General features: G+C 67.9%; 23 protein-coding genes. 17 read left to right on the top strand and 6 right to left on the bottom strand.

Annotated features, from left to right (window positions below):
- The first annotated feature begins 73 nt into the window (after positions 1–73).
- Positions 74–667, top strand: coding sequence for a TetR/AcrR family transcriptional regulator (locus tag ASC79_RS16755; RefSeq protein ID WP_200937217.1), 594 nt, complete (start codon positions 74–76; stop codon positions 665–667).
- Here the strand turns inward: ASC79_RS16755 and ASC79_RS16750 are convergent.
- The gene (locus tag ASC79_RS16750) at positions 639–2036 is read right to left on the bottom strand and encodes an MFS transporter (protein ID WP_056021892.1); all 1398 of its coding nucleotides are present in this window, start codon (positions 2034–2036) and stop codon (positions 639–641) included. The genes ASC79_RS16755 and ASC79_RS16750 overlap by 29 nt on opposite strands.
- A 71-nt stretch (positions 2037–2107) precedes the next feature.
- Here ASC79_RS16750 and ASC79_RS16745 point away from each other — a divergent pair, with 71 nt between their 5' ends.
- The gene (locus ASC79_RS16745; RefSeq protein WP_056021895.1) at positions 2108–2749 is read left to right on the top strand and encodes a metalloregulator ArsR/SmtB family transcription factor; all 642 of its coding nucleotides are present in this window, start codon (positions 2108–2110) and stop codon (positions 2747–2749) included.
- Positions 2722–3270, top strand: coding sequence for an N-acetyltransferase (locus ASC79_RS16740; protein WP_056021897.1), 549 nt, complete (start codon positions 2722–2724; stop codon positions 3268–3270). The genes ASC79_RS16745 and ASC79_RS16740 overlap by 28 nt, the downstream gene beginning before the upstream one ends.
- Here the strand turns inward: ASC79_RS16740 and ASC79_RS16735 are convergent.
- Positions 3267–4997 (bottom strand): alpha/beta hydrolase, encoded by a 1731-nt coding sequence (locus ASC79_RS16735; protein WP_056021899.1) that lies wholly within the window; start codon positions 4995–4997, stop codon positions 3267–3269. The two genes, ASC79_RS16740 and ASC79_RS16735, sit on opposite strands and share 4 nt — an antisense overlap.
- Positions 4998–5245: 248 nt before the next feature.
- Between ASC79_RS16735 and ptsP the strand changes: the two genes are divergently transcribed.
- The 8 genes from ptsP (at position 5246) to prfA (ending at position 13429) form a co-directional block, all read left to right on the top strand.
- Positions 5246–7504 carry a phosphoenolpyruvate--protein phosphotransferase gene (gene ptsP, locus ASC79_RS16730; RefSeq protein WP_056021902.1) on the top strand — a complete coding sequence of 753 codons (2259 nt, stop codon included), beginning with the start codon at positions 5246–5248 and terminating at the stop codon, positions 7502–7504.
- 168 nt (positions 7505–7672) lie between these two features.
- Positions 7673–8674, top strand: coding sequence for a RodZ family helix-turn-helix domain-containing protein (locus tag ASC79_RS16725; RefSeq protein ID WP_056021905.1), 1002 nt, complete (start codon positions 7673–7675; stop codon positions 8672–8674).
- A 56-nt stretch (positions 8675–8730) separates the two neighbouring features.
- Complete coding sequence (locus ASC79_RS16720; protein ID WP_056021908.1) at positions 8731–9519, top strand: TIGR00730 family Rossman fold protein; 789 nt, start codon at positions 8731–8733, stop codon at positions 9517–9519.
- 91 nt (positions 9520–9610) lie between these two features.
- Complete coding sequence (ispG, locus tag ASC79_RS16715) at positions 9611–10753, top strand: flavodoxin-dependent (E)-4-hydroxy-3-methylbut-2-enyl-diphosphate synthase (RefSeq protein ID WP_056021911.1); 1143 nt, start codon at positions 9611–9613, stop codon at positions 10751–10753.
- Between the two features lie 154 nt (positions 10754–10907).
- Positions 10908–11276: a hypothetical protein gene (locus ASC79_RS16710; RefSeq protein WP_056106309.1), complete on the top strand. Its 369-nt coding sequence runs from the start codon at positions 10908–10910 to the stop codon at positions 11274–11276.
- 78 nt (positions 11277–11354) lie between these two features.
- Positions 11355–11834, top strand: coding sequence for a hypothetical protein (locus tag ASC79_RS16705; RefSeq protein ID WP_056021921.1), 480 nt, complete (start codon positions 11355–11357; stop codon positions 11832–11834).
- A gap of 105 nt (positions 11835–11939) precedes the next feature.
- The gene (locus tag ASC79_RS16700) at positions 11940–12233 is read left to right on the top strand and encodes a hypothetical protein (protein ID WP_056021923.1); all 294 of its coding nucleotides are present in this window, start codon (positions 11940–11942) and stop codon (positions 12231–12233) included.
- A gap of 119 nt (positions 12234–12352) precedes the next feature.
- Positions 12353–13429, top strand: a complete 1077-nt coding sequence (gene prfA / locus ASC79_RS16695) for a peptide chain release factor 1 (protein WP_082532179.1) — start codon at positions 12353–12355, stop codon at positions 13427–13429.
- Here the strand turns inward: prfA and ASC79_RS16690 are convergent.
- On the bottom strand, positions 13426–14625 hold the full coding sequence (locus tag ASC79_RS16690; RefSeq protein ID WP_056021926.1) for a YihY/virulence factor BrkB family protein: 1200 nt from the start codon (positions 14623–14625) through the stop codon (positions 13426–13428). The two genes, prfA and ASC79_RS16690, sit on opposite strands and share 4 nt — an antisense overlap.
- A 163-nt stretch (positions 14626–14788) precedes the next feature.
- Here ASC79_RS16690 and ASC79_RS16685 point away from each other — a divergent pair, with 163 nt between their 5' ends.
- From ASC79_RS16685 to ASC79_RS16675, 3 genes are all read left to right on the top strand, one after another.
- A complete protein-coding gene (locus ASC79_RS16685; RefSeq protein WP_056021929.1) occupies positions 14789–15565 on the top strand; it encodes an MOSC domain-containing protein in 777 nt (258 codons plus the stop codon).
- Complete coding sequence (gene prmC / locus ASC79_RS16680; RefSeq protein WP_056021932.1) at positions 15562–16431, top strand: peptide chain release factor N(5)-glutamine methyltransferase; 870 nt, start codon at positions 15562–15564, stop codon at positions 16429–16431. Before ASC79_RS16685 ends, prmC begins: the two co-directional genes overlap by 4 nt.
- A gap of 247 nt (positions 16432–16678) precedes the next feature.
- The gene (locus ASC79_RS16675) at positions 16679–17734 is read left to right on the top strand and encodes a DUF4167 domain-containing protein (RefSeq protein WP_056021935.1); all 1056 of its coding nucleotides are present in this window, start codon (positions 16679–16681) and stop codon (positions 17732–17734) included.
- Positions 17735–17800: 66 nt separating this feature from the next.
- Here ASC79_RS16675 and ASC79_RS16670 read toward each other — a convergent pair whose 3' ends face one another.
- Positions 17801–19837, bottom strand: a complete 2037-nt coding sequence (locus ASC79_RS16670) for a TonB-dependent receptor (protein WP_056021938.1) — start codon at positions 19835–19837, stop codon at positions 17801–17803.
- A gap of 145 nt (positions 19838–19982) precedes the next feature.
- On the opposite strand from ASC79_RS16670, the gene ASC79_RS16665 reads away from it, so the two are divergent.
- Positions 19983–20465 (top strand): Fur family transcriptional regulator, encoded by a 483-nt coding sequence (locus tag ASC79_RS16665; RefSeq protein WP_056021940.1) that lies wholly within the window; start codon positions 19983–19985, stop codon positions 20463–20465.
- Here the strand turns inward: ASC79_RS16665 and ASC79_RS16660 are convergent.
- The gene (locus ASC79_RS16660; protein WP_200937216.1) at positions 20462–20956 is read right to left on the bottom strand and encodes a GNAT family N-acetyltransferase; all 495 of its coding nucleotides are present in this window, start codon (positions 20954–20956) and stop codon (positions 20462–20464) included. The genes ASC79_RS16665 and ASC79_RS16660 overlap by 4 nt on opposite strands.
- Positions 20957–21165: 209 nt before the next feature.
- Between ASC79_RS16660 and arfB the strand changes: the two genes are divergently transcribed.
- Both arfB and ASC79_RS16650 read left to right on the top strand, forming a co-directional pair.
- Complete coding sequence (arfB, locus tag ASC79_RS16655) at positions 21166–21591, top strand: alternative ribosome rescue aminoacyl-tRNA hydrolase ArfB (RefSeq protein WP_056021955.1); 426 nt, start codon at positions 21166–21168, stop codon at positions 21589–21591.
- 49 nt (positions 21592–21640) lie between these two features.
- Positions 21641–22180, top strand: coding sequence for a hypothetical protein (locus ASC79_RS16650; RefSeq protein ID WP_056021958.1), 540 nt, complete (start codon positions 21641–21643; stop codon positions 22178–22180).
- Between the two features lie 59 nt (positions 22181–22239).
- Here ASC79_RS16650 and clpB read toward each other — a convergent pair whose 3' ends face one another.
- Complete coding sequence (gene clpB / locus ASC79_RS16645) at positions 22240–24822, bottom strand: ATP-dependent chaperone ClpB (RefSeq protein WP_056021960.1); 2583 nt, start codon at positions 24820–24822, stop codon at positions 22240–22242.
- Positions 24823–24914 lie beyond the last annotated feature (92 nt).

The following is a 24914-nucleotide window of genomic DNA, read 5'->3' as shown; positions in this document are numbered from 1 at the left end:
GCTATATTACGATCTGTAAGTTACAATTCGTAAGTTACGAAACGTAAGCTCGCTGTCAAGCGGAGGATCTAGCGTGTCGGGCAAGCGGATGCCCCGCGAACAGCGGCGGACGCAGCTTTTGGAAACGGCGGCGACCATCGTCCGCAGCCAGGGCACCGACGCCCTGACCTTGGCCCATCTCGCCGATCAGGCCGGGGTGACGAAGCCGATCGCCTACGAGCACTTCGGGACGCGAGCGGGCCTGCTGATCGCGCTCTACCGGCATTTCGACGAGCGCCAGTCCCAGGCGGCGGAGGCGGCGCTCGCGACCCACGCCAACACGCTGGACGACGTCGTCGCCATCCTCAGCGCCGCCTATGTCGACTGCGTCCTGCAGGCGGGGCCGGAGTTCGGCGCCATCGCCGCCGCCCTCTCCGCCAGCGAAGAGATGGACGACTTCCGGCAGGCCCTGCGCGAAGGCTATGTCGACCAGTACCTCAAGGCGCTCAGCAAGTTCGTCCCGCTGCCCGGACGCGCAGGACGGGCGCTGCTGCTGGGCGTGATCGGCGCGGCCGACACGCTCTCTCAGGCCGCCGCCGCCGGGCGGATTAGCCGCGCGGAGGCGATAACCGCCCTCTCGCGGATCATGCTGGGCGCGCTCAGCCCGCCTTCGCCCACGTCAGCTTGAACGCGCACCAGACGCCGAGCACCGCTAACGGCAGCACCGAGACGAACACCCACAGTCCCGCCGCCTGAGCGGTTGCGTCCGTAAGGCCCGTGGAGAACCCGACCAGGTTGGCGACCGCGCCGGCCGCGGCCGCCCCGACCGCCGAGCCGGTCAGCCGCACCGTGGTCATGGCCGCCGCGCCGATCGCGCGCTCCTCGCCCTCCGGCAACGAGGCGAGGATCCGCTGGCTCATGAAGGCCCAGGAGAGGCCAAAGCCGCCTCCCAGGAAGAGCCCCGCCGCGATCACGCCGACCAGCGAGGCCGACGGCATCGTGAAGGCTGCGATCAGCACGCCCAGCGTCGCCACGACCGCGCCAAGGCGGATCATCCGCAGCGGCCAGGCGCCGGTCAGATGCGCGACCATCAGGCCCATCACCGTCCACGCCGCCGCCTCGCCGGCGATGACGTAGCCGGCTTCCAGCGCCGAGAGGCCGGCCAGCTGCTGCAGGATGGCGGGGCCGTAGATCGCAAAGCCCATCGAGGCGACGGTCAGCAGGAACATCGCCGCAAAGCCGGCCCCGGGAATGGTGCCGAGATCGCTCGCGCCTTTGGGCAGCAGACGCGCGCGTGCACGGCCGTCGAACCAGACCATGAAGACCAGCAGTCCGCAGCCGAGCGCGGTCAGCAGACCTGAGGTGACGAAGTCGCGCGCCATGTCCGCCAGCCCGATTGAGGCGACGCCGGCGGCGATGAGGCCAAGCTGCGGCCAGGCGACCTTGGCCCCATCGTCCCCGCGGTCGCTGGGCAGCATGATGAAAGCGGCCCACGCCACGCCGACGCCCTGGATCGCGAACAGCCAGAACACCCAGCGCCAGGCCCCGAGATCGGCGAAGACGCCGCCGATCAGCGGCCCCAGCAGACTGGCCACGCCCCAGATGGCGGTGATCGTGGCGTAGACCCGCGGCAGCAGGCGGTCGGGGAACATCAGTCCGATGGCCACCGAACAGAAGCCCACCACCCAGCCGCCGCCCATTCCCTGCAAGACCCGGCCAATCAGAAAGCTGGCGATGTCCGGGCCGCCGGCGCTCAGCGCGCAGCCCACGGCATAGAGCACCGCTGCGGCGGCGGTGGCGCGGCGCAATCCGAACCGAAGACCGAGCAGGCCCGAGCTCGCCCCGGCCAGAACCGACCCCAGCAGGAAACCCGCCGTGGCCCAGCCGAAATAGGCGTAGCCGCCGAGATCGGCGCCGACGCTGGGCATGATCGTGGCGGTGACCATCGAGTCGGCGGCGCTGATCCACACGCCCAGGCAGATCAGGATGAATCGCGGCAGCCGGCCCTCGCCCACGACATCGGCCCAGCTTCCGTCCGCCCGCACCGCCGACGCCATTTGACAATCTCCAACTTTACATATTTAGCACTAGACCCGGCGCCTGGGTTTTGCAATCATCTATTTGTCAAATGCACAGCACATCCGACCAGATCCTCCTGCTGCTGAAGAGCAAGGGGCCCGCCCAGACCAAGGCGATCGCCGAAGCGATGGGTGTCACCCGCCAGGCCGCGCGCCTGCAAATGGAAAAGCTCCACGCCGAAGGATGGGTTGATCATGTCACCGAACGTATGGGCGTCGGACGTCCACGTCGTTCGTGGTCGCTGAGCGCCAAGGGCGACGAGCGGTTCCCCAACACCCACGCGCAGCTGACCGTGGAACTGCTGGAAGCGGTGCGCGGCGAGTTCGGCGAGGAAGGCCTCGATCGCCTGGTGCGGCGACGCGAGCAGGCGACCGAGCTGGGCTACCGCAAGGCTCTGGGCGACGCCGACACGCTGGAACAGCGGCTGGAACGTCTGGCGGCCGTCCGCGCCGCCGAGGGCTACATGGCCGAATGGAGCCGCACGCCCGAAGGCGCCTACCTGCTGATCGAGAACCACTGCCCGATCTGCGCGGCGGCGGCGGCCTGCCAGGGTTTCTGCCGCTCTGAGCTGGCCCTGTTCCGCGCCATGCTGGCCCCGGCCCAGGTCGAACGCTCCGACCACATCCTGGCGGGCGCCCGGCGCTGCGCGTACCTTGTCACACCATGGACATCGTCGCCTTCGAACACCTGACCGCCGTTCAGCGCGCCGAGTGCGCGCGGATCCTGCGCGAGGCCTTCGCCCACTTCCCCGCCTACGACGAGGAGGGCGAGGCCGAGGCCGAGGTCGAGACCTTCCTCACCGTTCCCGAACGCTTCGCCATCGCGGCGCTCGACGGCGACACCGTGCTCGGCCTGATCGGCGGCATCGACACCTACAGCCATGCGGCCGAACTGCACCCCCTGGCCGTGGATCCCGTCCACCACCGCAAGGGCGTCGGCGCGGCGCTCACCGCCGCGCTGGAGGCGCGCGTGGCGGCCATGGGCAAGCTCACCATCTATCTCGGCACCGACGACGAGTTCGGCGGCACCAGCCTGTTCGGCGCCGACATCTTCCCGGACGCTCTTGCCAAGCTGGCGACCATCGCGCCGACCGACGGCCACCCGTTCTTCTTCTATCGCAAGCTCGGCTACGAGCCGGTCGGCGTCGTGCCCGACGCCAACGGCTATGGCAAACCCGACCTGCTGATGGCCAAGCGCGTCGCCCGCCCCTAGCCCGGCGTCGGCAGTTGGAAGGCCGGCGACCAATGGGTCGCCGTTCCGGCGGTCACGTACCAGGTCACCAGCAGCGCGCAGATCAGCGCTCCGGGCAAGTAGCTGGCGGTGCGCCGCCAGGTGAACACCGCGATCAGCCCGACCAGCGCCAGCAGCGGGACGAACTGGATGGCGATGATGGTGTTCAACGGCTCGGCCATCGCCAGCCGTCCGGTGGCGAACAGCGCCCCATACTGCACCCCCAGCAGCGCCGCGAAGCCGGAACACATCGCCAGCATTCCAGCCGCATAGTGGGTCCGGCGCGGCTCGCCCGCCACCGGCAGACGAGCGTGCAACGCCCGCAGCGCAACCACGAAGAACACCGTCCAGAGCGGCAGATACGCCAGCGCGAACCCCAGGTGGGCGAGATCCAGCGGCTTCAGCCCCACCACCCAGAAGCGGTAGTCGACATGGAGAAACCGGTCGACGACGTGAAGCGACAGGTAACCGGCGCCGACGCTCAGCAAGGCAATGACGATCGACCTAGGCCAGTCAGCGCGCACGGCAGGCTTGGGAGCCTTCAGCACCAGCCCGACCAGCAGGGTCAGCGCCGCGCCCAGCAACGCCCAGACCAGCAGCTGGTTTGTGATCCACTGCGGGAAAACGCGCATCGGGAAGAACAGCATCCCAAGCTTCATGAACGGGAAGAACGTGATCGCCGGCAGGGCCGCGGTCAGGCCAAAGGCCAGCCACCAGCGGCGGTCCCTTCGTGCAGGCGCCCCCTCCATGACCAAGGGCCGCTTTTCCAGGCGATGCAGCCATCGGACGCTGAGCAGGATTTCGAATGTCGCCAGCACCACGGCCGCCATGCCAGCGAAGGCGATCAGCGTCCCGACCTCCTTCCAGATCCAGATCTGGTTCGCCGGCGGCAATGGCCGACCCTCGCCGTCGAGCGTGCGCTGGAACCAATCGATCGTCGGCGCCACGCCCCCGGACGAGAAATGCTCCCACGGATGGGTGACCGGCGGCACATGCAGCACGCGCGCCGTGCCTGCCGCGATGTCGCCGTACACCCGGCCAGGCTCGATGGCGGCGGTGGTCCCGAACAGCGCCTGCATCGCCTTCGAAGTTGGCGCATCGAACCCCCGCGGGACCTGCCACATCAGCTCGGCGAACTCGTCGTATCCGCCGAACACCAGAGCCAGATTGCGCAGCTCGGCCTTGGCCGTGGAGCCGAACACCGCGCCGATGGCCGGCGTCGAGCCGGTCAGCACCGCCGACCGGTATCCCGTGGGGTCGGACGCCGCCGCGCCCACCACCGGGCCGCCGCCCAGGCTGTGCCCAGCCAGGCCGATATTCGACTTGTCCACCTGCGGCAGGCTCTTGAGATAGCGAAGCGTCGCCGGGCCGCCGAAGTCGTTGGCGCCGACGATGGCGTCGGAATAGCCGTGGCCGGGCTGGTCCATCGCCACCACCACGAAGCCGCGCCGCGACAGTTCGATGGCGAACGCCGACTGCATTTCACGGGTGTTGATGTAGCCGTGGCTCAGCAGCACGCCGGGCGCCGGCTTGGCGGCCGTGGCGGAGGCCGGCATGTAGACAAGAGCCGAAATCGTCGTCCCGCGGTCCCCGGCGAACCGCACGTCGCGCACGGTGACGCCATGCATCGTCTGCACCTGCCAGGCCAGCAGTGCGCCCACCAGGATCACCGCCAGGCCGCCGAACAGCCCCAGCCACGCCTTGCCCATCGCCGCCCCCCGAACATCGTTACCTGGACTATGTGCGCGGCCGGACCGATCAGGCAATCACACGCTTCGGCGCCCAATTCTTGGGCGCCGATTTAATCGCAACCACGCAAACCGCGCGGCGCCCGCCCTTCTGATCCGCGCCCGACGTACAGCCACGCTCACAAAGTCGCGCAGCCGCCTTTTCGTCTCCGTTCCGACGTCCAAAGCTGCTAGGACGCGATTAGGGAAAAGGGAGAGAAACTCACCTAATGGCCATGCCGGGTGTCGCGATTCGAGGACAACGCAGTCTGCTTCGGCAGATCCGCGAAGCGCTCGCGTCTGGCGGGCCCGCCCAGTCGCGCCTGGACATTGTGGTGCGGATCATCGCCGGCTCGATGGTCGCCGAGGTTTGCTCCCTCTACATGCGCCGCGCCAGCGGCGACATGGAACTGTTCGCCACCGAGGGCCTGGACCCCGGCGCCGTCCACGTCACTCGCATGAAGCCGGGCGAAGGCCTTGTCGGCGAGATCATGCGTTTGGGCCGGCCGCTGAACCTCTCGGACGCGCCCAACCATCCGGCCTTCTCCTATCGCCCAGAGACCGGCGAAGACCCGTTCCATGCCTTCCTCGGCGTGCCGCTGCTGCGTGGCGGCCGCGCCATCGGCGTGCTGGTCGTCCAGAACCGCACCGAGCGTGTCTATACCGACGACGAGGTCGAGGACCTGCAGATCGTCGCCATGGTGCTGGCCGAGATGGTCGCCGGCAGCGAGCTGGAGGGCGAGCTCAAGGGCGTCGAGATCGCGCCCCACCGGCCCGAGCGGCTGATCGGCTCGAAGTTCGCCGACGGTCTCGCGCTCGGCGTCGCGGTGCTGCATGAGCCGCCTGTCGCGCCCTCGCAGCTGCTGGCCGAAGACGTGGTCGCCGAAGAGGCGCGCCTGAAGACGGCGATCCTGGGTCTGCAGGCCCAGATCGACGATATGCTGACCGGCGAACACGGCCTGGTCGACGCCTCGTTCGAGGTGCTCGAAACCTATAAGATGTTCGCCCACGATCGGGGCTGGAACCGCAGCCTCGAGGACGCCGTCCGCAATGGCCTGACCGCCGAGGCGGCGGTGGAGCGCGTGCGCTCCGAACACCGCGCCCGCCTGGGCCAGGCCCGCGACCCCTACCTGCGCGAGCGGCTGCACGATTTCGAGGATCTCGCCGACCGGCTGCTGCGCCACCTTGCCGGCGAGGGCCATACCGCCAGGGACCTGCCCGAAAACGCGATCCTGATCGCCCGAAACCTCGGCCCCGCCGACCTGCTCGAGTACGACCGCACCAAGCTGGCGGGCTTGCTGCTGGAGGAGGGCTCCTCCGCCAGTCACGCCGCCATCGTCGCCCGGGCGCTGGACATCCCCTGCGTGGGCCGCTTGCCCGGACTGCGCGACAAGGTCTCCGAGGGCGATCCCGTCATCGTCGACGCCGAGACCGGCGAAGCCTATCTGCGCCCCCGCGCCGACGTGGTGAAGGCGCTGCAAGCCCGCCTGGAAGTGCGCAAGCAACGACGCGCCGAGTTCGCCAAGCTGCGCGACACCCCGGCCTTCACCCGCGACGGGGCCAAGGTCACGCTGTTGATGAACGCCGGGCTCGACGTCGACCTCGACATTCTTGGCGAGACCGGCGCCGAAGGCATCGGTCTCTTCCGCACCGAGTTCCAGTTCATGGTCGCCGAGGAGATGCCGCGCTTCAATGCGCAGACGGCGCTCTACGGCCGCGTCATGGACGCCGCCGGCGACCGGCCCGTCACCTTCCGGACCCTCGATCTCGGCGGCGACAAGGTGCTGCCGTATCTCGAAGCCGAGCGCGAAGAGAACCCAGCCCTGGGCTGGCGTGCGATCCGCATGGGCCTCGACCGCCCGGCGCTGTTGCGCCTTCAACTGCGCGCGCTGATCGCGGCGGCCCGCGGCCGCGCGCTGCGCATCATGTTCCCGCTGGTGGCCAGCGTCGACGAGTTCCGCGCCGCGCGCGCCCTGGTCGATCATGAGGTCGCCTGGGCCCAGCGCCGTGGCCGTCCCGCCCCCTCGCGCCTCGACGTCGGCGCGATGATCGAGGCCCCGGCCTTGGTCTGGCACCTGGATGCGCTGCTGCCGATGACTGACTTCGTCAGCGTCGGCACCAATGACCTGATGCAATACTTGTTCGCCGCCGACCGCGGGAACCCGCGGGTGTCCGACCGTTACGACTTCCTCTCGCCGCCAGCGCTGCGCGCGCTGGAAATGATCCAGAAAGCCTGCGAGGAAACCGGTACGCCGGTCTCGGTCTGCGGCGAGATGGCCGGCCGCCCGCTGGAAGCGTTCGCCCTTGTGGCGCTTGGGTTTGATCGTCTTTCGATGCCGCCTGCCGGCATCGGCCCCGTCAAGCAGATGGTCCTGTCCTGCGACCGCGAGGCCGCCCGCCGCGGCGTCACCGCACTGATCCGGACCTCCGCCGGATCGATCCGGAACGAGATCGAGACTCTCGCCCGAAAATTGTATTTGGCGATCTGAATATCGCGCCAGGCGGGACGCTGCGCCGCACCCCGGCATCTGGTTAGCGCATTGAATTCCAATGCCTAGAATGATACTCACAACCCAATATTAAGACCTTTACTGTAATCCCGGCAGGGCGCGAGTTCGCCTTTAGATCGTAGCTCTAGCAAGAGGCGCCAAGTAGCCATGCCGCTCGATACTGGCGGGCTTACAAGTTTGGATCTGCGTACCGGTGGCGATCGCGAGACCAGCCGGGGCGGCGGCCTGACGCCTACCCTCGAAGTCGGACCCGATATTGGCGCTGCCCTGAAGGCGGCGCGTGAGCTTCGCGGCCTGAACCTGCAGGAACTCGCCGACTCAACTCGAATCCGCCGCAGCTACCTTGCCGCCATTGAAGAAATGCGGCTGGACGAACTGCCCTCGCGGCCGTTCACGATCGGCTACATCCGCGCCTATGCCGCGGCCCTCGGCTTGGATGGCGACGCCGCGGTCGAGCGTTTCCGCCGCGATGAGCCGGTCGCCGACACCGCCCTGCGCGCGCCGATCGGCGTGACCGAAACGAAAGACCCTCGCGTGACGCTTGTGGTCGGCGGCGGGATGCTGGTTCTGGCCGCCATCGTGCTCTGGAACATCGCCCAGCGGGCCATGACCGCCGATGCGCCCCCGCCCCACACCGCGCCGGCCGCCGCCATCGCGAAAGCCAAGCTCGGCGCACCCGCCGGTCCGGTCGCCCTGGGCGCGCCGCTTCCGGCGCCGGTCGAGTCGACGACCCCCACTCCATATGAAACGCCCGGCCTGGCCGCGGCGACGGCCGCTGGCGGCTCCTCGGACGCCGTGGTCGCCGCCAACAAGGCCGCCGCCGCCGCGCCGAAGTCGACAGAGCCCCCCACGGCCACCGAGCCCCTGCCCCCGACCTTTGTCGCGCGCGGGACGGTCTACGGCGCAGAGCCAGGCGCTTCGGTGGTCATCGTCCAGGCCCGCAAGGGCGCTTCGCTGATCGTGCGCGGCGCCGGGGGCGCGGCCCACTTCGCCCGCCAGCTTTCGGCGGGTCAGGCCTACCGCGTGCCGAACGTGAAGGGCCTGACGCTGGAAGTCACCGATCCGGCCGCCTTCCAGGTCTTCATCGGGGGCCAGAGCAAAGGCCTGCTGCCGGCCGCCACGATCGCCGCCGAGAAGCTTACGGGCTAGCCTCCGCAAGCCGTCTCGGCGAAGTTGCCCTCCCAGTTGAGTACGGAGGACAAGGCATGGTCGCGAGCGTCACGGACAGCGAAACTCATCCCACCAATGCAGCGCAGATGGCCTCGCCGTCCTATCGGTTGGCGGCCATGGATGAGGACTTCCTGCTCGGCGATTCCATGCGCGGCGTGCGCTTCCTGCTGGAGTACGCCAAGGCCGAGGAGGCGTTGCGCGCCTGGGGCGTGCGTTCGACCATCGTCGTGTTCGGCAGCGCCCGTATCGCGCCGGACGGTCCTGGCCGCCATGCCGGCTGGTACGCGGCGGCCCGCGAATTCGGCAAGATCGCCTCGGAGCGGGGCGGCGCCCTGCTGATCAACGGCGAGCCGCGCGACAACGTCATCGCCACGGGCGGCGGGCCGGGCGTCATGGAAGCGGCGAACCGAGGCGCGCACGATGCCGGGGCGCCTTCGGTCGGCTTCAACATCACCCTGCCCTTCGAGCAGGAGCCCAACGTCTATTCGACCCCAGACCTGACGTTCCGCTTCCACTACTTCGCCATGCGCAAGATGCACCTGGCCATGCGCGCCAATGCCCTGGTGGTGTTCCCGGGCGGGTTTGGCACGCTCGACGAACTGTTCGAGATCCTGACCCTGCGCCAGACCGACAAGGCGCCGAGAATTCCGGTGGTTCTGTTCGACGAGGCCTATTGGCGCTCGGTCATCAACTTCGACACCATGATCGCCGAGGGCATGATCAAGGCGACCGATCTCGACCTCTTCAAGTTCGCCGAAAGCGCCGAACAGGTCTGGACCGAGTTGGTCGCAGGCGGCGTGAAGCGCGGCGAAGACATCACCTGAATAGACCGTGCCGGCGGCCCCGCGCGCAGCATCCGAACTGCGGCGTGCGGCGGTCTCGCGTTTTGGCGCAGAAGCCCTTATTTTCGAGATCATGTCCGTGCAAGACCACACCCACGTCCGTCCCTGGCGCGCCATCGATCGCCGCGTCTCGCGCAAGATCCGCGTCGGAAACGTCGAGGTGGGGGGCGACGCGCCGATCACGGTCCAGTCGATGACCAACACGCTGACGGCCGACGCTGCGGCGACGATCGACCAGATCCGGCAACTGGAAGAGGCGGGGGCCGACATCGTCCGCGTCTCCTGCCCCGACGTAGACTCGACCACTGCCTTCAAGACCATCGCCCGCGAGGCCAAGGTCCCGCTCGTCGCCGACATCCACTTTCACTACAAGCGCGGCATTGAGGCGGCCCAGGCCGGCGCCGCCTGCCTGCGGATCAATCCCGGCAACATCGGATCGCCCGCCCGCGTCAAGGAAGTGATCCAGGCGGCTCGCGACCATGGCTGCTCGATGCGCATCGGCGTCAACGCCGGCTCGCTCGAACCGCATCTGCTGGAAAAATACGGCGAGCCCTGCCCCGCCGCGATGGTCGAAAGCGCCCTCGATCACGCCCGCATCCTGCAGGACAACGACTTCCACGAGTTCAAGATCAGCGTGAAGGCGTCCGACCCCTTCATGACCGTCGCGGCCTATCAGCAGTTGGCCGAGGCCATCGACTGTCCCCTGCACGTGGGGATCACCGAGGCCGGCGCCCTGCGCACCGGCACCGTGAAGTCCGCGATCGGAATGGGCGCGCTGCTCTGGGCTGGGATCGGCGACACCATTCGCGTCAGCCTGGCCGCCGATCCGGTCGAAGAGATCAAGGTCGGTTTCGACATCCTGAAGTCGCTGGGGCTGCGCCACCGCGGCGTGAACATCATCGCCTGCCCGTCCTGCGCGCGGCAGGGCTTCAACGTCATCCAGACCGTCGAAGCGCTGGAACAGCGCCTAGCCCACATCGCCACGCCGATGAGCCTTTCGATCATCGGCTGCGTGGTCAACGGCCCGGGCGAGGCGCTGATGACCGACGTCGGCTTCACCGGCGGCGGCAAGGGCGCGGGCATGGTCTATCTGGCCGGAAAGCCCGACCACAAGATGGACAACGACCGGATGGTCGACCACATCGTCGAGCTGGTCGAGGCCAAGGCGGCCGAACTCGCCAAGGCCGAACAGGCCGCCCTTCAGGCGGCAGAGTAAGACGCTTCACTTCTTGTTTGCGAACATGAGCTTAGCATCGCCTCGGTAAGTACCCGAGGTGTGTGTTGTGACTTCGACTAGCCCCGCTGCGAGCGACAATCGCCGCGCTGTCGTCCGGATCGTCGCGTACGAGATGATGCGGATCAGCTCGTCCATGGCGAGGGTCCACGGCAACGACGTCATCGAGTATCTGGTCTTCACCGCCATCTGGGTGCTGAACACAAATCATCTGATCGGCGACGCCCGCTTCGGCGAGCTGAAATCGATCCCCCCAGACACCCAGCGCAAGCCCGTCACGATGGACGATCTGCGCCGCGTCGCGCCCATGCCGGACGAGATCCTGCAGACCTATGTCGATCGGTTGCTGGCCAGCGGCTACGTCGAGGAACGCCCCGGCGGGCTGGTGGTGCCGACGGCGGTGTTCGCCCAGCCCGAGATGCTCGACGGATCCAACGAACTCTACAGCCATGTCATGACGATGGTCAGATCGATGCGCGGCGCGGGATTCTCCTTCGGAGATTAACCACGGCAGTTGACCGGCACGGTCCAGGTTACGCATAGGACGTTCGACGAACACAATATCCGAAGAACGGGATCGATCATGGACGCCATCAGTCCTGGCGCCGACAACCGCCGCGCCGTCCTGCGGACAGGAACGTTCGAGATCCTCAAGGCGCTGCGCTCCTTTGCACAGCTCCACGGCGGCGACATGTTCGCCCTTCTGGTCTTCACCACGATCTGGAGCGCCAACGGCGAGAACCTGCTGGGCGACGAGCGCTATGCCGGGCTGCACCGCATCGGCCCCGACAAGGGCAGCCTTCCGATGACCGACGCCGCGCTGCGGCTGGCGATCGGCGCGCCCGCCGAGATCGTGGACCACTACGTCGATGCGTTCCTGGCATTGGGCATCGTCGAGCGGGTGCAAGGCGGACTGGTCGCACCGGCGGCTGTGTTCACCTCGCCGGAAATGATGGACGCCGCGGTGGAGTTCTACGACCGAATTCAGGGCCTGGGCCGCGCCCTCAAGGGCGTCGGCTTCGACCTCATCGAGGAAACCGCGCCATCGCCCCTGCGCGCCTGAAGACGATTTCAAATTGAACATTGTCAAAGATGACGCCCGCGTCACCTCTTGCGCTCGCCTCTCAGCCTTGATTAGGTGCCCCGCCTAAACCCAGGGAGGGACACCATGTCCGCGGACGGCAACTGGAAGATCACCATCAACTCGCCGATGGGCGCTCAAGAGGTCGAAGCCTCGATCACCACGAGCGGTGACACCTTCACCGGCCAGACCAAGGGCCGCATGGGTGAGCAAGCCATCGAAGGCAAGGTTTCGGGCGACACCCTGACCTGGTCGACGGCCATCACCCAACCGATGCCGATGACCCTCGAGTTCTCCGCCACGGTGGCGGGCGACTCCATGAGCGGCAACGTGAAGCTGGGCGCCTTCGGCTCGGCTCCGCTTACCGGCGTGCGCGTCTAAAGAGTTTTCGCTTCGGCGAACGGAAAGGCCCTCTCCTCGCGGAGAGGGCCTTTTTCGTTGGAGGCTCGCCGCGAGGGCGTTAAGAGGCGTCCCTTCATTTCACCAGCGACTGGAAGCCCGTGCGTCTCCCTCAGGCCAGATTGGATCAGGTCCTCGACCGCTTCCGCGAGATCGAGGCGCGCATGGGCGCGGCCACGGACGGCGCCGAGATCGTCCGGCTGTCCAAGGAGCATGCCGAGCTGAAGCCGGTCGCGGACGCGGTCCTGGCCGTGGCCCGGGCGCGCGAGGAGCTTCCCGAGCTCGAGGAAATGGCCAAGGCCGGCGACGCCGACATGGCCGCCCTGGCGCAGGACGAACTGGCCGCACTGAACGAGCGCCTACCCGGCCTGGAGCATGAGGTGGCGCTGCTGCTGGCCCCCAAGGACAAGGACGAGAACGCCTCGGCCATCCTGGAAGTGCGGGCCGGCACCGGCGGCGACGAGGCCGCGCTGTTCGCCGGCGACCTCTTCCGCATGTACCAGCGCTACGCCCAGACCCAAGGCTGGCGCGTCGAGATCGACAGCGTCTCGGAAGGCGAAGTCGGGGGCTACAAGGAAATCATCGCTTCGATCACCGGCGACGGCGTGTTCGGCCGCCTGAAGTTCGAAAGCGGCGTTCACCGTGTCCAGCGCGTGCCGGAGACCGAGGCCGGCGGCCGCATCCACACCTCTGCCGCCACCGTCGCGGTGCTGCCCGAGGTCGAGGACGTCGAGATCGAGATCCGCGACGCCGACCTGCGCATCGACACCTATCGCTCGTCCGGCGCCGGCGGGCAGCACGTCAACAAGACCGACTCGGCCGTGCGGATCACCCACTTGCCGACCGGCATCGTGGTCACCTCGTCCGAGAAGTCGCAGCACCAGAACCGCGCCCGCGCCCTGAAGGTGCTGCAGGCCAGGCTCTACGATCAGCAGCGAGAGGCGCTCGACACGGCCCGCGCAGACGCCCGCAAGAACCAGGTGGGCTCCGGCGATCGCTCCGAGCGCATCCGCACCTATAACTTCCCGCAAGGTCGCGTCACCGACCACCGGATCAACCTGACCCTCTACAACCTGGCCAAGGTGATGGAGGGCGAGGCGCTGGACGACGTGATCAAGCCGCTGATCGCTGAAGATCAGGCCGCGCGCCTGGCCGCACTGGAAGACGAGTTCAACTAGCGGCGCAGCGCCCGGCGGACCTTGTCGGCCTGACGCAGGCTGTCGCTGACCGCCCGTTCCTTGATCTGCGAAATGTTCAGGTGGAAGGCCAGGCCGACGCTGTCGGCCATGGCCGCGCCGCGCTCGCCCATCGGCTTCGCCGGACCGATGGTGGTGTCCAGGGCCGTCTGGTGCTCGATCTCGGCGTTGATCTCGGCCCCGACCAGCACGACCATCACCGAGAACCAGATCCAGGTCATGAACGCCACGACCGCGCCCAGCGAGCCGTAGGTGACGTCGTAGTGCGCGATATTGTTCAGGTACCAGGAAAAGCCCAGCGATCCGACCAGCCAGAACACCGCCGCGAGAACGGCTCCGACGCTCACCCATGACCACCGGGCCCGCGCCCGGCAGGGCGCGTAGCGATAGATCACGCCGAACGCGCCCGCCGCTATAGCCAGCAGAATCAGCCAGCGAAGCGGGATCCAGATCAGCGCCAATTCCTCCAGCCCCAGATATTCGAAGGCGATCGGCGCGGCGACCAGCACCGCGGTCATCACCACCAGGAACAGCAGCGCCCCGACGGTGAAGCCGTAGGTCAGCAGGGTCCGGGTGAAGAAGTTGCGCTTCTCCTGCTCGTCATAGGCCACGTTCAGCCCGTCGAAGAGCGCCTTCATCCCGGCGTTGGCGGACCATACCGACAGCAGAAGACTGACCAGGAACGCCACCGACAGCGTAGCTGAAGGCCGGTCCGCCAGCCGGATCATCTGCTCGCCGACGATGTTGATCACCTCGGCGGGAAACACGGCCGCCATGCTCGCCAACTGCTGCTGCACCGCGGCGACGTCGGCGATCAGGCCATAGAGCGAGACGAACACGCCCATGGCGGGAAACAGCGCCAGCAACATGTAGAACGTGACCCCGCCCGCCACGGAGGGCAGCCGGTCCCGGCCGATCTCCTGATAGGTGCGCCAGGCGATGTCCTTCCAGCCCAACGGCGGGATGGCATGCGGCCCATGGGCGATGCGGCCGCGGCGCGGCTCTGCGTCATGGAAGGCCTGCGGCGTGGCGATGACGTCGACGCTCAAGCCGCCGCGCACCCGTTGGTGGCTCCGACGCCACATCTCGGTCATCGCGATGAAGCCGACCCAGGGCGCGGCGCGCCAGAAGACCCCGACGGCGCGGTCCCACGCCGAACGTTCCTTCTGATCGGACATCCGCACCCTTTCTCCACCGCGCCAGACAGGCTGGAACACCCCGACCTTGCCAGTGTTCCGTGCGGCAGGCAGCTACCGGCTTGCGAACGACTATGCCAAGACTTCGTTCGCCCGCAGGCCCGTCGCCGCCGCGGCGCGCCACCACCAGGGGGGTCGAGGATCCATGACCGGTCACATCGCTGCGCTCTATCGCCATCCCGTGAAGGGCTTCACGCCCGAGCGTCTCGACCACGCAGACCTGACCGCCGGGGGACCGTTCCCTTGCGATCGCCTCTACGCGGTTGAGAACGGCCCTTCGGGCTTCGATCGCGCCGCGCCGGCCTATGTGCCCAAGCAGAAGTTCACGGTGCTGATGGCCATCGCCGAAGTCGCCAAGGCCCGCACCCGCTACGACGAGGCGACCGGCGTCCTGCACGCCTCCGCCACCGGCCAGCCCGACTTCCAGGGCTCGCTGACCGACCCTGCCGGCCGTTCGGCGTTCGAGGCCTGGCTGACAGCCCTGCTGGGCGACGAAGTGCGGGGCGAGCTCAAGGTTCTCGACGCCCCGGGATACCGGTTCATGGACCACCCGCTCGGCCACGTTTCGATCATCAACATGGCCAGCGTCCGCGATCTGGAGGCCAGGATCGGCCGCCCGCTCGATCCCCTGCGCTTCCGCGGCAACCTCTATGTCGAGGGCTGGCCCGCCTGGGTCGAGAATGAGTGGGAGGGCCGCCACCTGATGGTCGGTTTCGCCCGCGCCAAGGTGTTCAAGCCAATCGTCCGCTGCGCGGCGACGCACGTGAATCCCGACACCGCCGAGCGTGACATCGATGTGGTCAAGGCGCTGTTCGACAACTATGGGCACATGAACCTGGGCATCTATGTCCACGTTACCGATTCTGGACGGATCACGGTCGGCGACGCCGCCACCATGCCGTCCCTGGAGCCCACCGCATGACCCTCTCCCTCCTGCAAGCCTGGCAGTCGGCCAAATCGCGGCTGGAAGCGGTCGGTCTGGTCGGACCGGTGATCGACGCGCGGCTCCTGGTCGAGGCTGCGGCCGACGCCACCCGCGCCGACATCGTCGCCGATCCGCACCGCGCGCTGACGCCCGAGCAGGAGCAACGCCTGGAGGACTATGTCTCGCGCCGTGAACGCCGTGAGCCGGTCAGCCACATTCTGGGCCGCAAGGGCTTCTGGAAGGTCATGCTGGCGGTCAACGCCAACGTCCTGACCCCGCGCCCGGAAACCGAGGTCATCGTCGACTACGTGCTCAAGCAGTTCCCTGAGCAGATGCCTTTCAACATTCTCGACCTGGGCGTCGGTTCCGGGGCGATCATCCTTTCGATCCTGGCCGAGCGTCCCGCCGCCAAGGGCCTGGCCACCGACATTTCCGACGACGCCCTGGCCGTCGCCCGCGAGAACGCCTCAAACCTTGGCCTGGCCTCCCGCGTCGCCTTCGCCCGTGGCGACTGGACGGCCGGCCTCGCGGACGAGAGCTTCGACGTCATCGTCTCCAACCCCCCATACATCGCCAGCGACGTCATTGAGACGCTTGAGCCTGAGGTGAAGCACTTCGACCCCCGGGTCGCGCTGGACGGCGGGAACGACGGCCTGGACGCCTATCGTCATCTGGCGCCCGAGATCATGCGCGTGCTCAAGCCGGGCGGCCTCTTCGCCGTCGAGATCGGCTATGATCAGAAGGATCAGGTCGAGGCGCTGTTCAACGCGGCCGGCGGCAGTGAAGTCTGGACGATCAAGGATTTGTCGACAAACGACCGCGTCGTTGTGGGCGTGAAAAACCCCTTGGAAACCCGCAAGTGAATCGCTAAGTCTTTATCTCGTCTCCACCCAATTCGCCGGTGCTAGAGGTTAGACGCCCTGAGAAGTCAGGACGTACACCCGCTCCGGAAGGCGCGCAGGCTTAGCGTGTCTCGCGCCTCAAGGTCAGGGCGGACGACGGAGAACACTTACGTCTTCAACACGGACTTACGGGCGAACGGCCCGATCAAGGCGAGAGGATAGACCGCGCGCACACCGGCGAAGACCGAGGCGGCGGCGGACACAGCGAATGAGAGATTTTAAGGGTATGAAGCGCCAACGCGGCCGCAATCGCGGTGGCGGCGGCGGCAAGCCGCAGCAGCAAAACGCGAACCGGGCCTTCGACTCCAATGGCCCGGACGGCGTGAAGGTGCGCGGCAACGCCCAGCACGTTTTCGAAAAGTACCAACAGCTCGCCCGGGACGCGTCCGCGTCCGGCGACCGCGTGTTGGCCGAGAATTACCTGCAGCACGCCGAGCACTACTTCCGCACCGTGCGCGCCATGCAGCCGACCAAGCCCGCCGCCGAGATTCTCGGCCGCGATACCTATTCCGGCGGCCTCGACATCGACTTCGAGGACGAGAGCGGCGCCCAGGCGGCGGCAGAAGCTGAAGCAGCAGCCAGCGAGTCTGCTGAAAACAACGAAGGCGGCGAAGGCGAAGGCCAGCAGGCGCGCGGCGAGCGCTGGCGCGACCGTGACGACCGCCAGGACCGTCAACGCGACGACCGTCCGCGCGATCGGGATGACCGCCCGCGGAACGACCGCTTCGAGGGCCGCAACCGCGACCGCAATGACCGCTATCGCGACGATCGTCCCCGTGACGACCGGCCCCGTGACGACCGACCGCGGGACGACCGACCGCGGGACGAAAGGCCTCGTGACGAGCGCCCACGTGATGAACGTCCGCGCGACGATCGCCCTCGCGATGATCGCCCCCGCGCCGAGCGCGAGGATCGCCGTGACCGCGACGACCGTCCGCGCGGCGAGCGTTTCGAAGGCCGCCGCGACCGCGAGGATCGCGCCGAACGCCCAAACCGTCCCGAGCGTGACCCGCTGGCGGTGGTTGAGCCGAAGGCCGCCCCGCTGGTCGCCACCGAGCAGCAGGCCTCGCCGGTTCTGCGCGATGAGGACGGCGGCGAAAGCCATGCGCCGGCCTTCCTGAAGGCTCCGCGCGCGCCCCGCGCCCCCAAGGCCGAGGTTCCGGCCGCCGCCGAGGGCGAAGAAAAGCCCAAGGCCCGCCGTCGCCGCGCTCCGCGCAGCTTCGAAGGCGGAGAAGCTTCGTCCAACGAGACCGAGGAAGCCTAAGGCTTTCACAGCCAGGCGCTGAAACGATCAACCCCTCCCGTTCGGGAGGGGTTTTTCTTTGCCGCTTTAGAACTTGTAGCCGACGCCCAGCCGGAAGCTGCGGCCCGGCAGCGGCGCTAGGTCCTTGAGGAACGAGGCGTGCTCGCGCGCTTCGGCGTCGTTGAGGTTCCGGCCCTCAAGGAACAGCTTCAGCTTCTTGTCGGCGAACGGCGTCGCCGACAGATAGGCGTTCAGCACCCGATAGCCGTCGGTCGGCAGTTCGAACTCGGCGACGCGGTCCTGCTCGCCCACCTGGCGCAGTTCCAGCTTGCCGGTCCACCAGCCGCCGTCGAACGCCGCTCGGCCGGTGACCGACCACGGCGGAATGCGCGCCGGGGGGCCAAGGTCGGTGTCTCCGTGCACATAGTCGGCCGCGCCTTCCAGCGTGAAACTGCGCTCGCCATCCTGCCAGAGGCGATACGAGACCTCCGCCTCCGCGCCATAGAAGGTCGCGTCGGTCTGGATGTAGTCGAAGATCGCAAAGCCGCTCTCTTCGTCGATCTGGCCGTTGGCGCGCAGGTCTATGAAGCCGTCGTACTTCACGGCGAAGGCGTGCAGGTCCATCTCCCACGGCCCCGAGCCGTAGTGCGCCGTGGCGTCGAGCGAGTAGGAGACCTCCGAATCCAGGTCTGGATTCCCGACCTCGAAGCCGCGGGTCGCGGCATGGGCGCCGTTGGCGAACAGCTCGGCCTCGGTCGGAGCCCGCGCCGTGCGTGACGCCGACAGGCCCAGGAACCAGCCCTCCGTCGGGCGCACGAAGCCGCCGACGCTGGCCGAAACATTGGTGAAATCGCGGGAAAGCGCGTCCGTCTCTAACTCCCGGCGATCCAGGCGCAAGCCGCCCTCGACGCCCCAGGTGTCGTTGTCCAGTCGCTGCAGGGTGAAGACGCCCAGCTCGTGCGTCTCGGTCGACGGCACATAGGCTTCGTCGCCATTGGCGTCCAAGGTGCGCGACAAGGCCTGCAGGCCGAGAGCGCCCTGCCAACCGCCGCGCGCCTTCTGCACCAGCTCGGCACGCGCCTCCCAGCCTTCCGAGAGGAACTGCGTGCCGATTTGGCCGCCTTCCAGTTCGGCGTGCTCGTAGTCGGCATAGCCGGCCGAGACCTTCAGCTGATCGAACAGCCCCATATCCAGGTTGAGACCGCCACGCAGGTCGTAGCGCGTCTGCTTGAGGTCGATCTGAACGCCGCCCTCTTCGTCCTCATGCTCATGATCGTGGTCGTGATCATGATCCTCATGAGCCTCATGCGCGTGGCCAGGCACGCCGTAGGTGGTGTCGGTGCGCTTCACAGCGACGCCCAGGAAGCCCTTGTCGCCGACATAGGACACGCCGCCGCCATAGGCGTTCAGCTCGACAGCGGTGTTGGCGACGGTCGAGGGCTCCTTGCCCAGGTACTCCTCACCCTCGGCAGCCATGAAGCGGCGCGACTCCGCCGGCGATGGAATGTCGTAGTCCGAGCTCTCGCGATGCAGGCCGTCCAGGCTGAACACCCAGTCGCCCACGCCCGCCTTCACAGACGCGGAAACCGACGAGCCTTCATCCACGGTCGTGCCGGACACCAACATTCGGCCGTGCAGTCCGTCGACCTTGGTGCTGGAAATGCGGTCGTCGATGATGTTGACGATGCCGCCGATGGCCGAGCCGCCATAGGCCAGGGCCGAGGGCCCACGCAGCACTTCGATCCGCTCGGCCTCCTGCGGGTCATTGGCGACTTGGTGGTCCGGCGACAGCGCCGAGGCATCGATCATTCCAACGCCGTTGCTCAGCACCAGCACACGCGGACCGGCCAGGCCGCGGATCACCGGACGGCTGGCGCCGGGCCCGAAGAAGGTTGAACGCACGCCCGGCAGCCCCGCCAGCACGTCGCCCAGCCCCGCCGACGGCGCAGCGTCCAGGTCGTCGCGCTTCATCACCTCGACGCTGGTCGTCACCGAATCCATCGAAACGACATAGGGCGCGGCGGTGACCACGAACTCAGTCACCTCCTTGGGCGCTTCGGCGTGAGCTGATCCGGCGACCAGTGCGGCGAGGCCCGCGGCGGCGAACAGGTAGGTCTTGGTCATACGGAGGCCTCAGGCATACTCACGGGCGACGGACTTGAAACCGGGCCACCATGTTACGAAATAACGTTCACCGTTATGAGATAACATAACCGACCGTCAAGCGGCTTTGCTTGCGGCACATCCAAGAGGCAGGTAGCCAAGGCGTATGGGAACTGAGTGTCATCACGCGGACGGCGCACATCCGGGCATCAAGGGCCACGCCCTGACGCATGCGCTGGGTGCGGCGGAAACGCGTTGCGCCGCGACTCAGGAACGCCTGACCGCGCCGCGGCGGCGGGTCCTGGAGCTGCTGCTCGGCGCCGACGGCCCGCAGAAGGCCTACGACCTGATCGCCGCCTTCGGCGAACACGGCGAGCCGGCCAAACCGCCGACTGTCTACCGCGCGCTCGAGTTCCTGGAGCGGCTGGGCTTCGCCCACCGGATCGAGAGCCTCAACGCCTATGTGCCCTGCCGGATCGACGGCACGGAGCACCGCGCCGCCTTCCTAATCTGCGACTGCTGCGGCGCGGCCGAGGAGTTCGAGCCGGACTTCACCGCCCAGCTCAAGGCGGCGGAGGCGGCCGGCTACGAGGTCGCGACCATCACGCTGGAAGCCCGCGGCCGCTGCCCAGCCTGCCGCGCCGACTAGGTCCGCAGCCTCGCCATGGCGAGGGCGTCGACATACTCCCCGTCCCGGAACGCGAAAGCGCGGTGCAGGCCCTCGCGCTCGAAACCGAAACGCTCATAAAGCGCGATGGCCGGAGCGTTGTCGGTCCACACCGTCAGCTCGATCCGCCGCAGCCCCAACCAGCGATCGGCCAGTTCCGTCAACGCCGCCAGCAGCGCCGTCCCAACACCGCGACCGGCGAAGTCGTCGTGCACGGACATCCCAACCACCCCGACATGGCCCCTTCGCCCGTCCAGCCGGTTCAGCCCGGCCTGGCCGATCACCTTGCCGGCGACCACCGCGACGATCGGCGTCCAGCCTGGCGGCGCCGCCTCGGAACGCTTGACCCGCGCGGCGACTGAGGTGAACGGCGTCTGCAGCGTCCCCCAGACCACCCGTGGCTGGTTGAGCAGTTCGGTGATGTCGCTCATGTCCTGTGGTTCCTGGGCGCGGACCACGATCTCTTGGCTCATTGGCCTTTCCTCTCCTTCGAGCCGGAGCGGGGCCATGAAAAAAGCCCCGGCGTTTCCGGCGGGGCTTCGACGTTCGATGCGGCGTTGCTGTCCTAGCGCACGACATCTCCCGCCGGCCCGGCCTGGGCGGCGCAGAAAGTCACGTGCATAAGGATCGCGAAAGCGCGCATACGGCATAGTTAGACTGAACTCAGGTATCGGGAAAGCCGGTGATCGAAGTCACCCCCACCATCAGCATCTCCGAGGACGAGATCACCGAGCGGTTCATCCGCGCGGCCGGTCCTGGCGGCCAGAACGTCAACAAGGTGTCCACCGCCGTGGAGCTGCGCTTTGACGTGCGCGGTTCGCCCTCGCTGCCCAATGATGTGGCGGTTCGGCTGATGCGGCTGGCTGGGCGCAAGCTTACCCAGGACGGCGTCCTGGTGCTGACGGCGATGAGTTTCCGCACGCAGGAACGCAACCGCGCCGACGCGCAGGACCGCCTGCTGGAGCTGATCCGCAAGGCCGCCGAACCACCGCCGCCGCCACGCAAGAAGACCAAACCCACCCTCGCCTCGAAGAAGCGCCGGGTCGAGACCAAGGTCCGGCGCGGCGGGGTGAAGGCCATGCGTGGCCGGGTCCGTGGCGACGACTAGGGCTAAGGTCTTGGCGGGCGGCCATCCGAATGCGTAATGTGCGCCCGACATGTCACGCATCCGCCTGCTCTCCGCTTCCGCCGCCCTCCTGCTCGTCGCCGCCTGCGCGCCGACCCTGGGTCCGCCGCCGCCTCCGCCGCCTGGTTCGGGCGGCCCCGCCACGGCGGGAGTCTTCCGCGCGGAGGACTTTTCCTGGTCGGCCGTTCCGGGCTCTGGACGCGTCGATGGCCGCCTGACCTTCAAGTCTGGCCAGACCCGCTACACCTGCACCGGCGCGGGCGTCGTGCTGACGCCGGAGACGCCGTGGACGCGCCGGCGGATGAGCATCCTCTACACCTCGGCCGAACGCGCCGCGCTGCCGGCCGACGAGGTCCGCGCCCGCACGCCTTCGGCGCCCAGCGGCGACTACTCGGCCTTCGTCAAGCGCACGGTGTGCGACGCGAACAGCGCCTTCAGCTTCTCGGGCCTCGCCAACGGCGCCTGGTACGTGATCACTGTGGCCAAGCCGGTCAGCGGCTCAGCGCCCGACATCGCCGTCATGCGCCGCGTCGAGATCCGCGGCGGCCGCGCAGTGAAGGTCGAACTCTAGGGTCCGCCGCTTCACTGAAAAGCAAAACGCCCCGGAGAGCGATCTCCGGGGCGTTTCCTTTAGTGGACCTTGGCTCTTCCGATCTCCAGGCCGTCGGCGCTCGCCCCGACCTGGATGACCGAACCGTCGTCCAGTTCGCCCGCCAACAGCTTGCGGGCGATCGGATCGACCAGCTCCTTCTGGATCACCCGCTTCAGAGGCCTCGCGCCATAGACCGGGTCATAGCCCTTCTCGGCCAGCCAGTGCATGGCCGCCGAGTCCAGCACGATCGACATGCGCCGATCGGCCAGCAGCTTTTCGACCCGCTGCAGCTGGATGCCGACGATGTTGTCCATCTCCCCGCGGCCCAGCCGCTTGAAGAGGATGATCTCGTCGATCCGGTTCAGGAACTCGGGCCGGAAGTGCCGGCGTACGACGTCCATCACCATCGGCCGCGCGTCCTCGACGTCCTCGCCCTCGGCCTGGTTGGCCAGGAACTCGGAGCCCAGGTTCGAGGTCATGATCAGGATGGTGTTCCGGAAGTCGACCGTGCGGCCCTGGCCATCGGTCAGGCGACCGTCGTCCAGCACCTGCAGCAGCACGTTGAACACGTCCGGGTGCGCCTTCTCGACTTCGTCGAACAGCACGACCTGATAGGGCCGGCGCCGAACGGCCTCGGTCAGCGCCCCGCCCTCGTCGTAGCCGACGTAGCCGGGAGGCGCGCCGATCATGCGGCTGACCGAGTGCTTCTCCATGTACTCCGACATGTCGAGACGGGTGATCGCGCTCTCGTCGTCGAACATGAACTCGGCCAGGGCCTTGGTCAGCTCGGTCTTGCCGACGCCAGTCGGACCCAGGAAGAGGAACGAGCCGATCGGCCGGTTGGGGTCCTGCAGCCCGGCGCGCGCCCGGCGGACGGCGTCGGACACCGCGACCAGCGCCTCTTCCTGCCCGACCACGCGGCCGCGCAGGGCATCCTCCATCTGCAGCAACTTTTCGCGCTCGCCTTCCAGCATCTTGTCGACCGGGATGCCGGTCCAGCGGCTGACCACGGCGGCGATCTGCTCGGCGTCCACGACCTCGGGGCTGATCGGGTTCTCGGCCGCGGCCTTCTCCTCCTCAGCCAGACGACGCTCAAGCGCCGGGATCTCGCCATAGGCGATCTCAGAGGCGCGCTGCAGGTCGCCGCGGCGCTGGGCCGCGACCAACTCGGCGCGCAGCCGGTCCAGGGCCTCGCGGGCCTGCGCGGCCGACGAGACCTTGTCCTTCTCGGACTTCCAGCGGGCGGTCATTTCCGCGGACTGGCCTTCCAGGTCGTCGAGCTCGTCTTCCAGCTTTTCCAGCCGCGCCTTGGAGGCGGCGTCAGGCTCCTTGGCCAGGGCCTCGCGCTCGATCTTCAACTGCACGATGCGGCGGTCGATCTCGTCCAGTTCCTCTGGCTTGGAGTCCACAGCCATCCGCACGCGGCTGCCCGCCTCGTCGATCAGGTCGATGGCCTTGTCGGGCAGGAAGCGGTCGGTGATGTAGCGGTTCGACAGGGTCGCGGCGGCCACGATGGCGCTGTCGGAGATGCGCACCCCGTGGTGAACCTCGTACTTCTCCTTCAGGCCGCGCAGGATCGAGACCGTGTCCTCGACGGTCGGTTCGCTGACGAACACCGGCTGGAACCGGCGAGCCAGGGCAGCGTCCTTCTCGACGTGCTTGCGGTACTCATCGAGCGTGGTCGCGCCGACGCAGTGCAGCTCGCCGCGCGCCAGGGCGGGCTTCAGCAGGTTGGAGGCGTCCATCGCCCCGTCGGTCTTCCCGGCGCCGACCAGGGTGTGCATCTCGTCGATGAACAGGATGATCGAGCCTTCGGCCGCGGTAACCTCGCCGAGGACCGCCTTCAGCCGCTCCTCGAACTCGCCGCGGTACTTCGCCCCGGCGATCAGCGAGCCCATGTCCAGGGCGTGCAGTTGCTTGTCCTTCAGGCTCTCCGGGACGTCGCCGTTGACGATGCGCAGGGCCAGGCCCTCGACGATCGCGGTCTTGCCGACTCCGGGCTCGCCGATCAGGACGGGATTGTTCTTGGTGCGGCGGCTCAGCACCTGGATCGTGCGACGGATTTCCTCGTCGCGCCCGATCACTGGGTCGAGCTTGCCGTCGCGCGCGGCCTGGGTCAGGTCGCGGGCATAGCGCTTGAGCGCGTCATAGCCTTCCTCAGCCGACGCGCTGTCGGCGGTCTTGCCCTTGCGCATCGCCTTGGCGGCTTCCTCCAGCGCCGCAGCGCTCACGCCAGCATCCTTCAGGGCCTTGGCCGCATCCCCGCCTTCCTTGGCGATGGCGATCAGCAGCCGCTCGGTGGTGACGAAGGCGTCGCCGCCGGCCTTCGCCCCGGCTTCGGCCTCGGCGAAGATGCGCGCGGTCTCAGGCGCCATGTAGAGCTGGCCAGAGCCGCCCTCGACCTTCGGCCGCTTGGCCAGCAGGTCGTCGGCGGCCTTGTCGGCCGCGTCGGGACGTCCGCCGGCGCTCTGGATCAGTGCGCCGCTGAGGCCGTCCTTTTCTTCAAGCAGCACCTTCAGAAGGTGCTCGGGCGCGAGCTGTTGGTGGCGGCGCGCCAGCGCCAGGCTCTGGGCCGACTGGATCGCCTGCTTGGCGCGGTCGGAGTAGAGATCAATGTTCATGCGTTCCCCTCGATAGGCGGATTGGCGCGGCCGCCTTCATCAAGCACGGCCTCGCCTCGACGGGATGTAGTGTGGCGAATTCGCCACACAAC

This window comes from Phenylobacterium sp. Root1290, from assembly GCF_001425305.1.
Taxonomy (GTDB): domain Bacteria; phylum Pseudomonadota; class Alphaproteobacteria; order Caulobacterales; family Caulobacteraceae; genus Phenylobacterium.
Note: the sequence above shows the minus strand (reverse complement) of the source record. Positions and strands in the feature narration are given on the sequence as shown.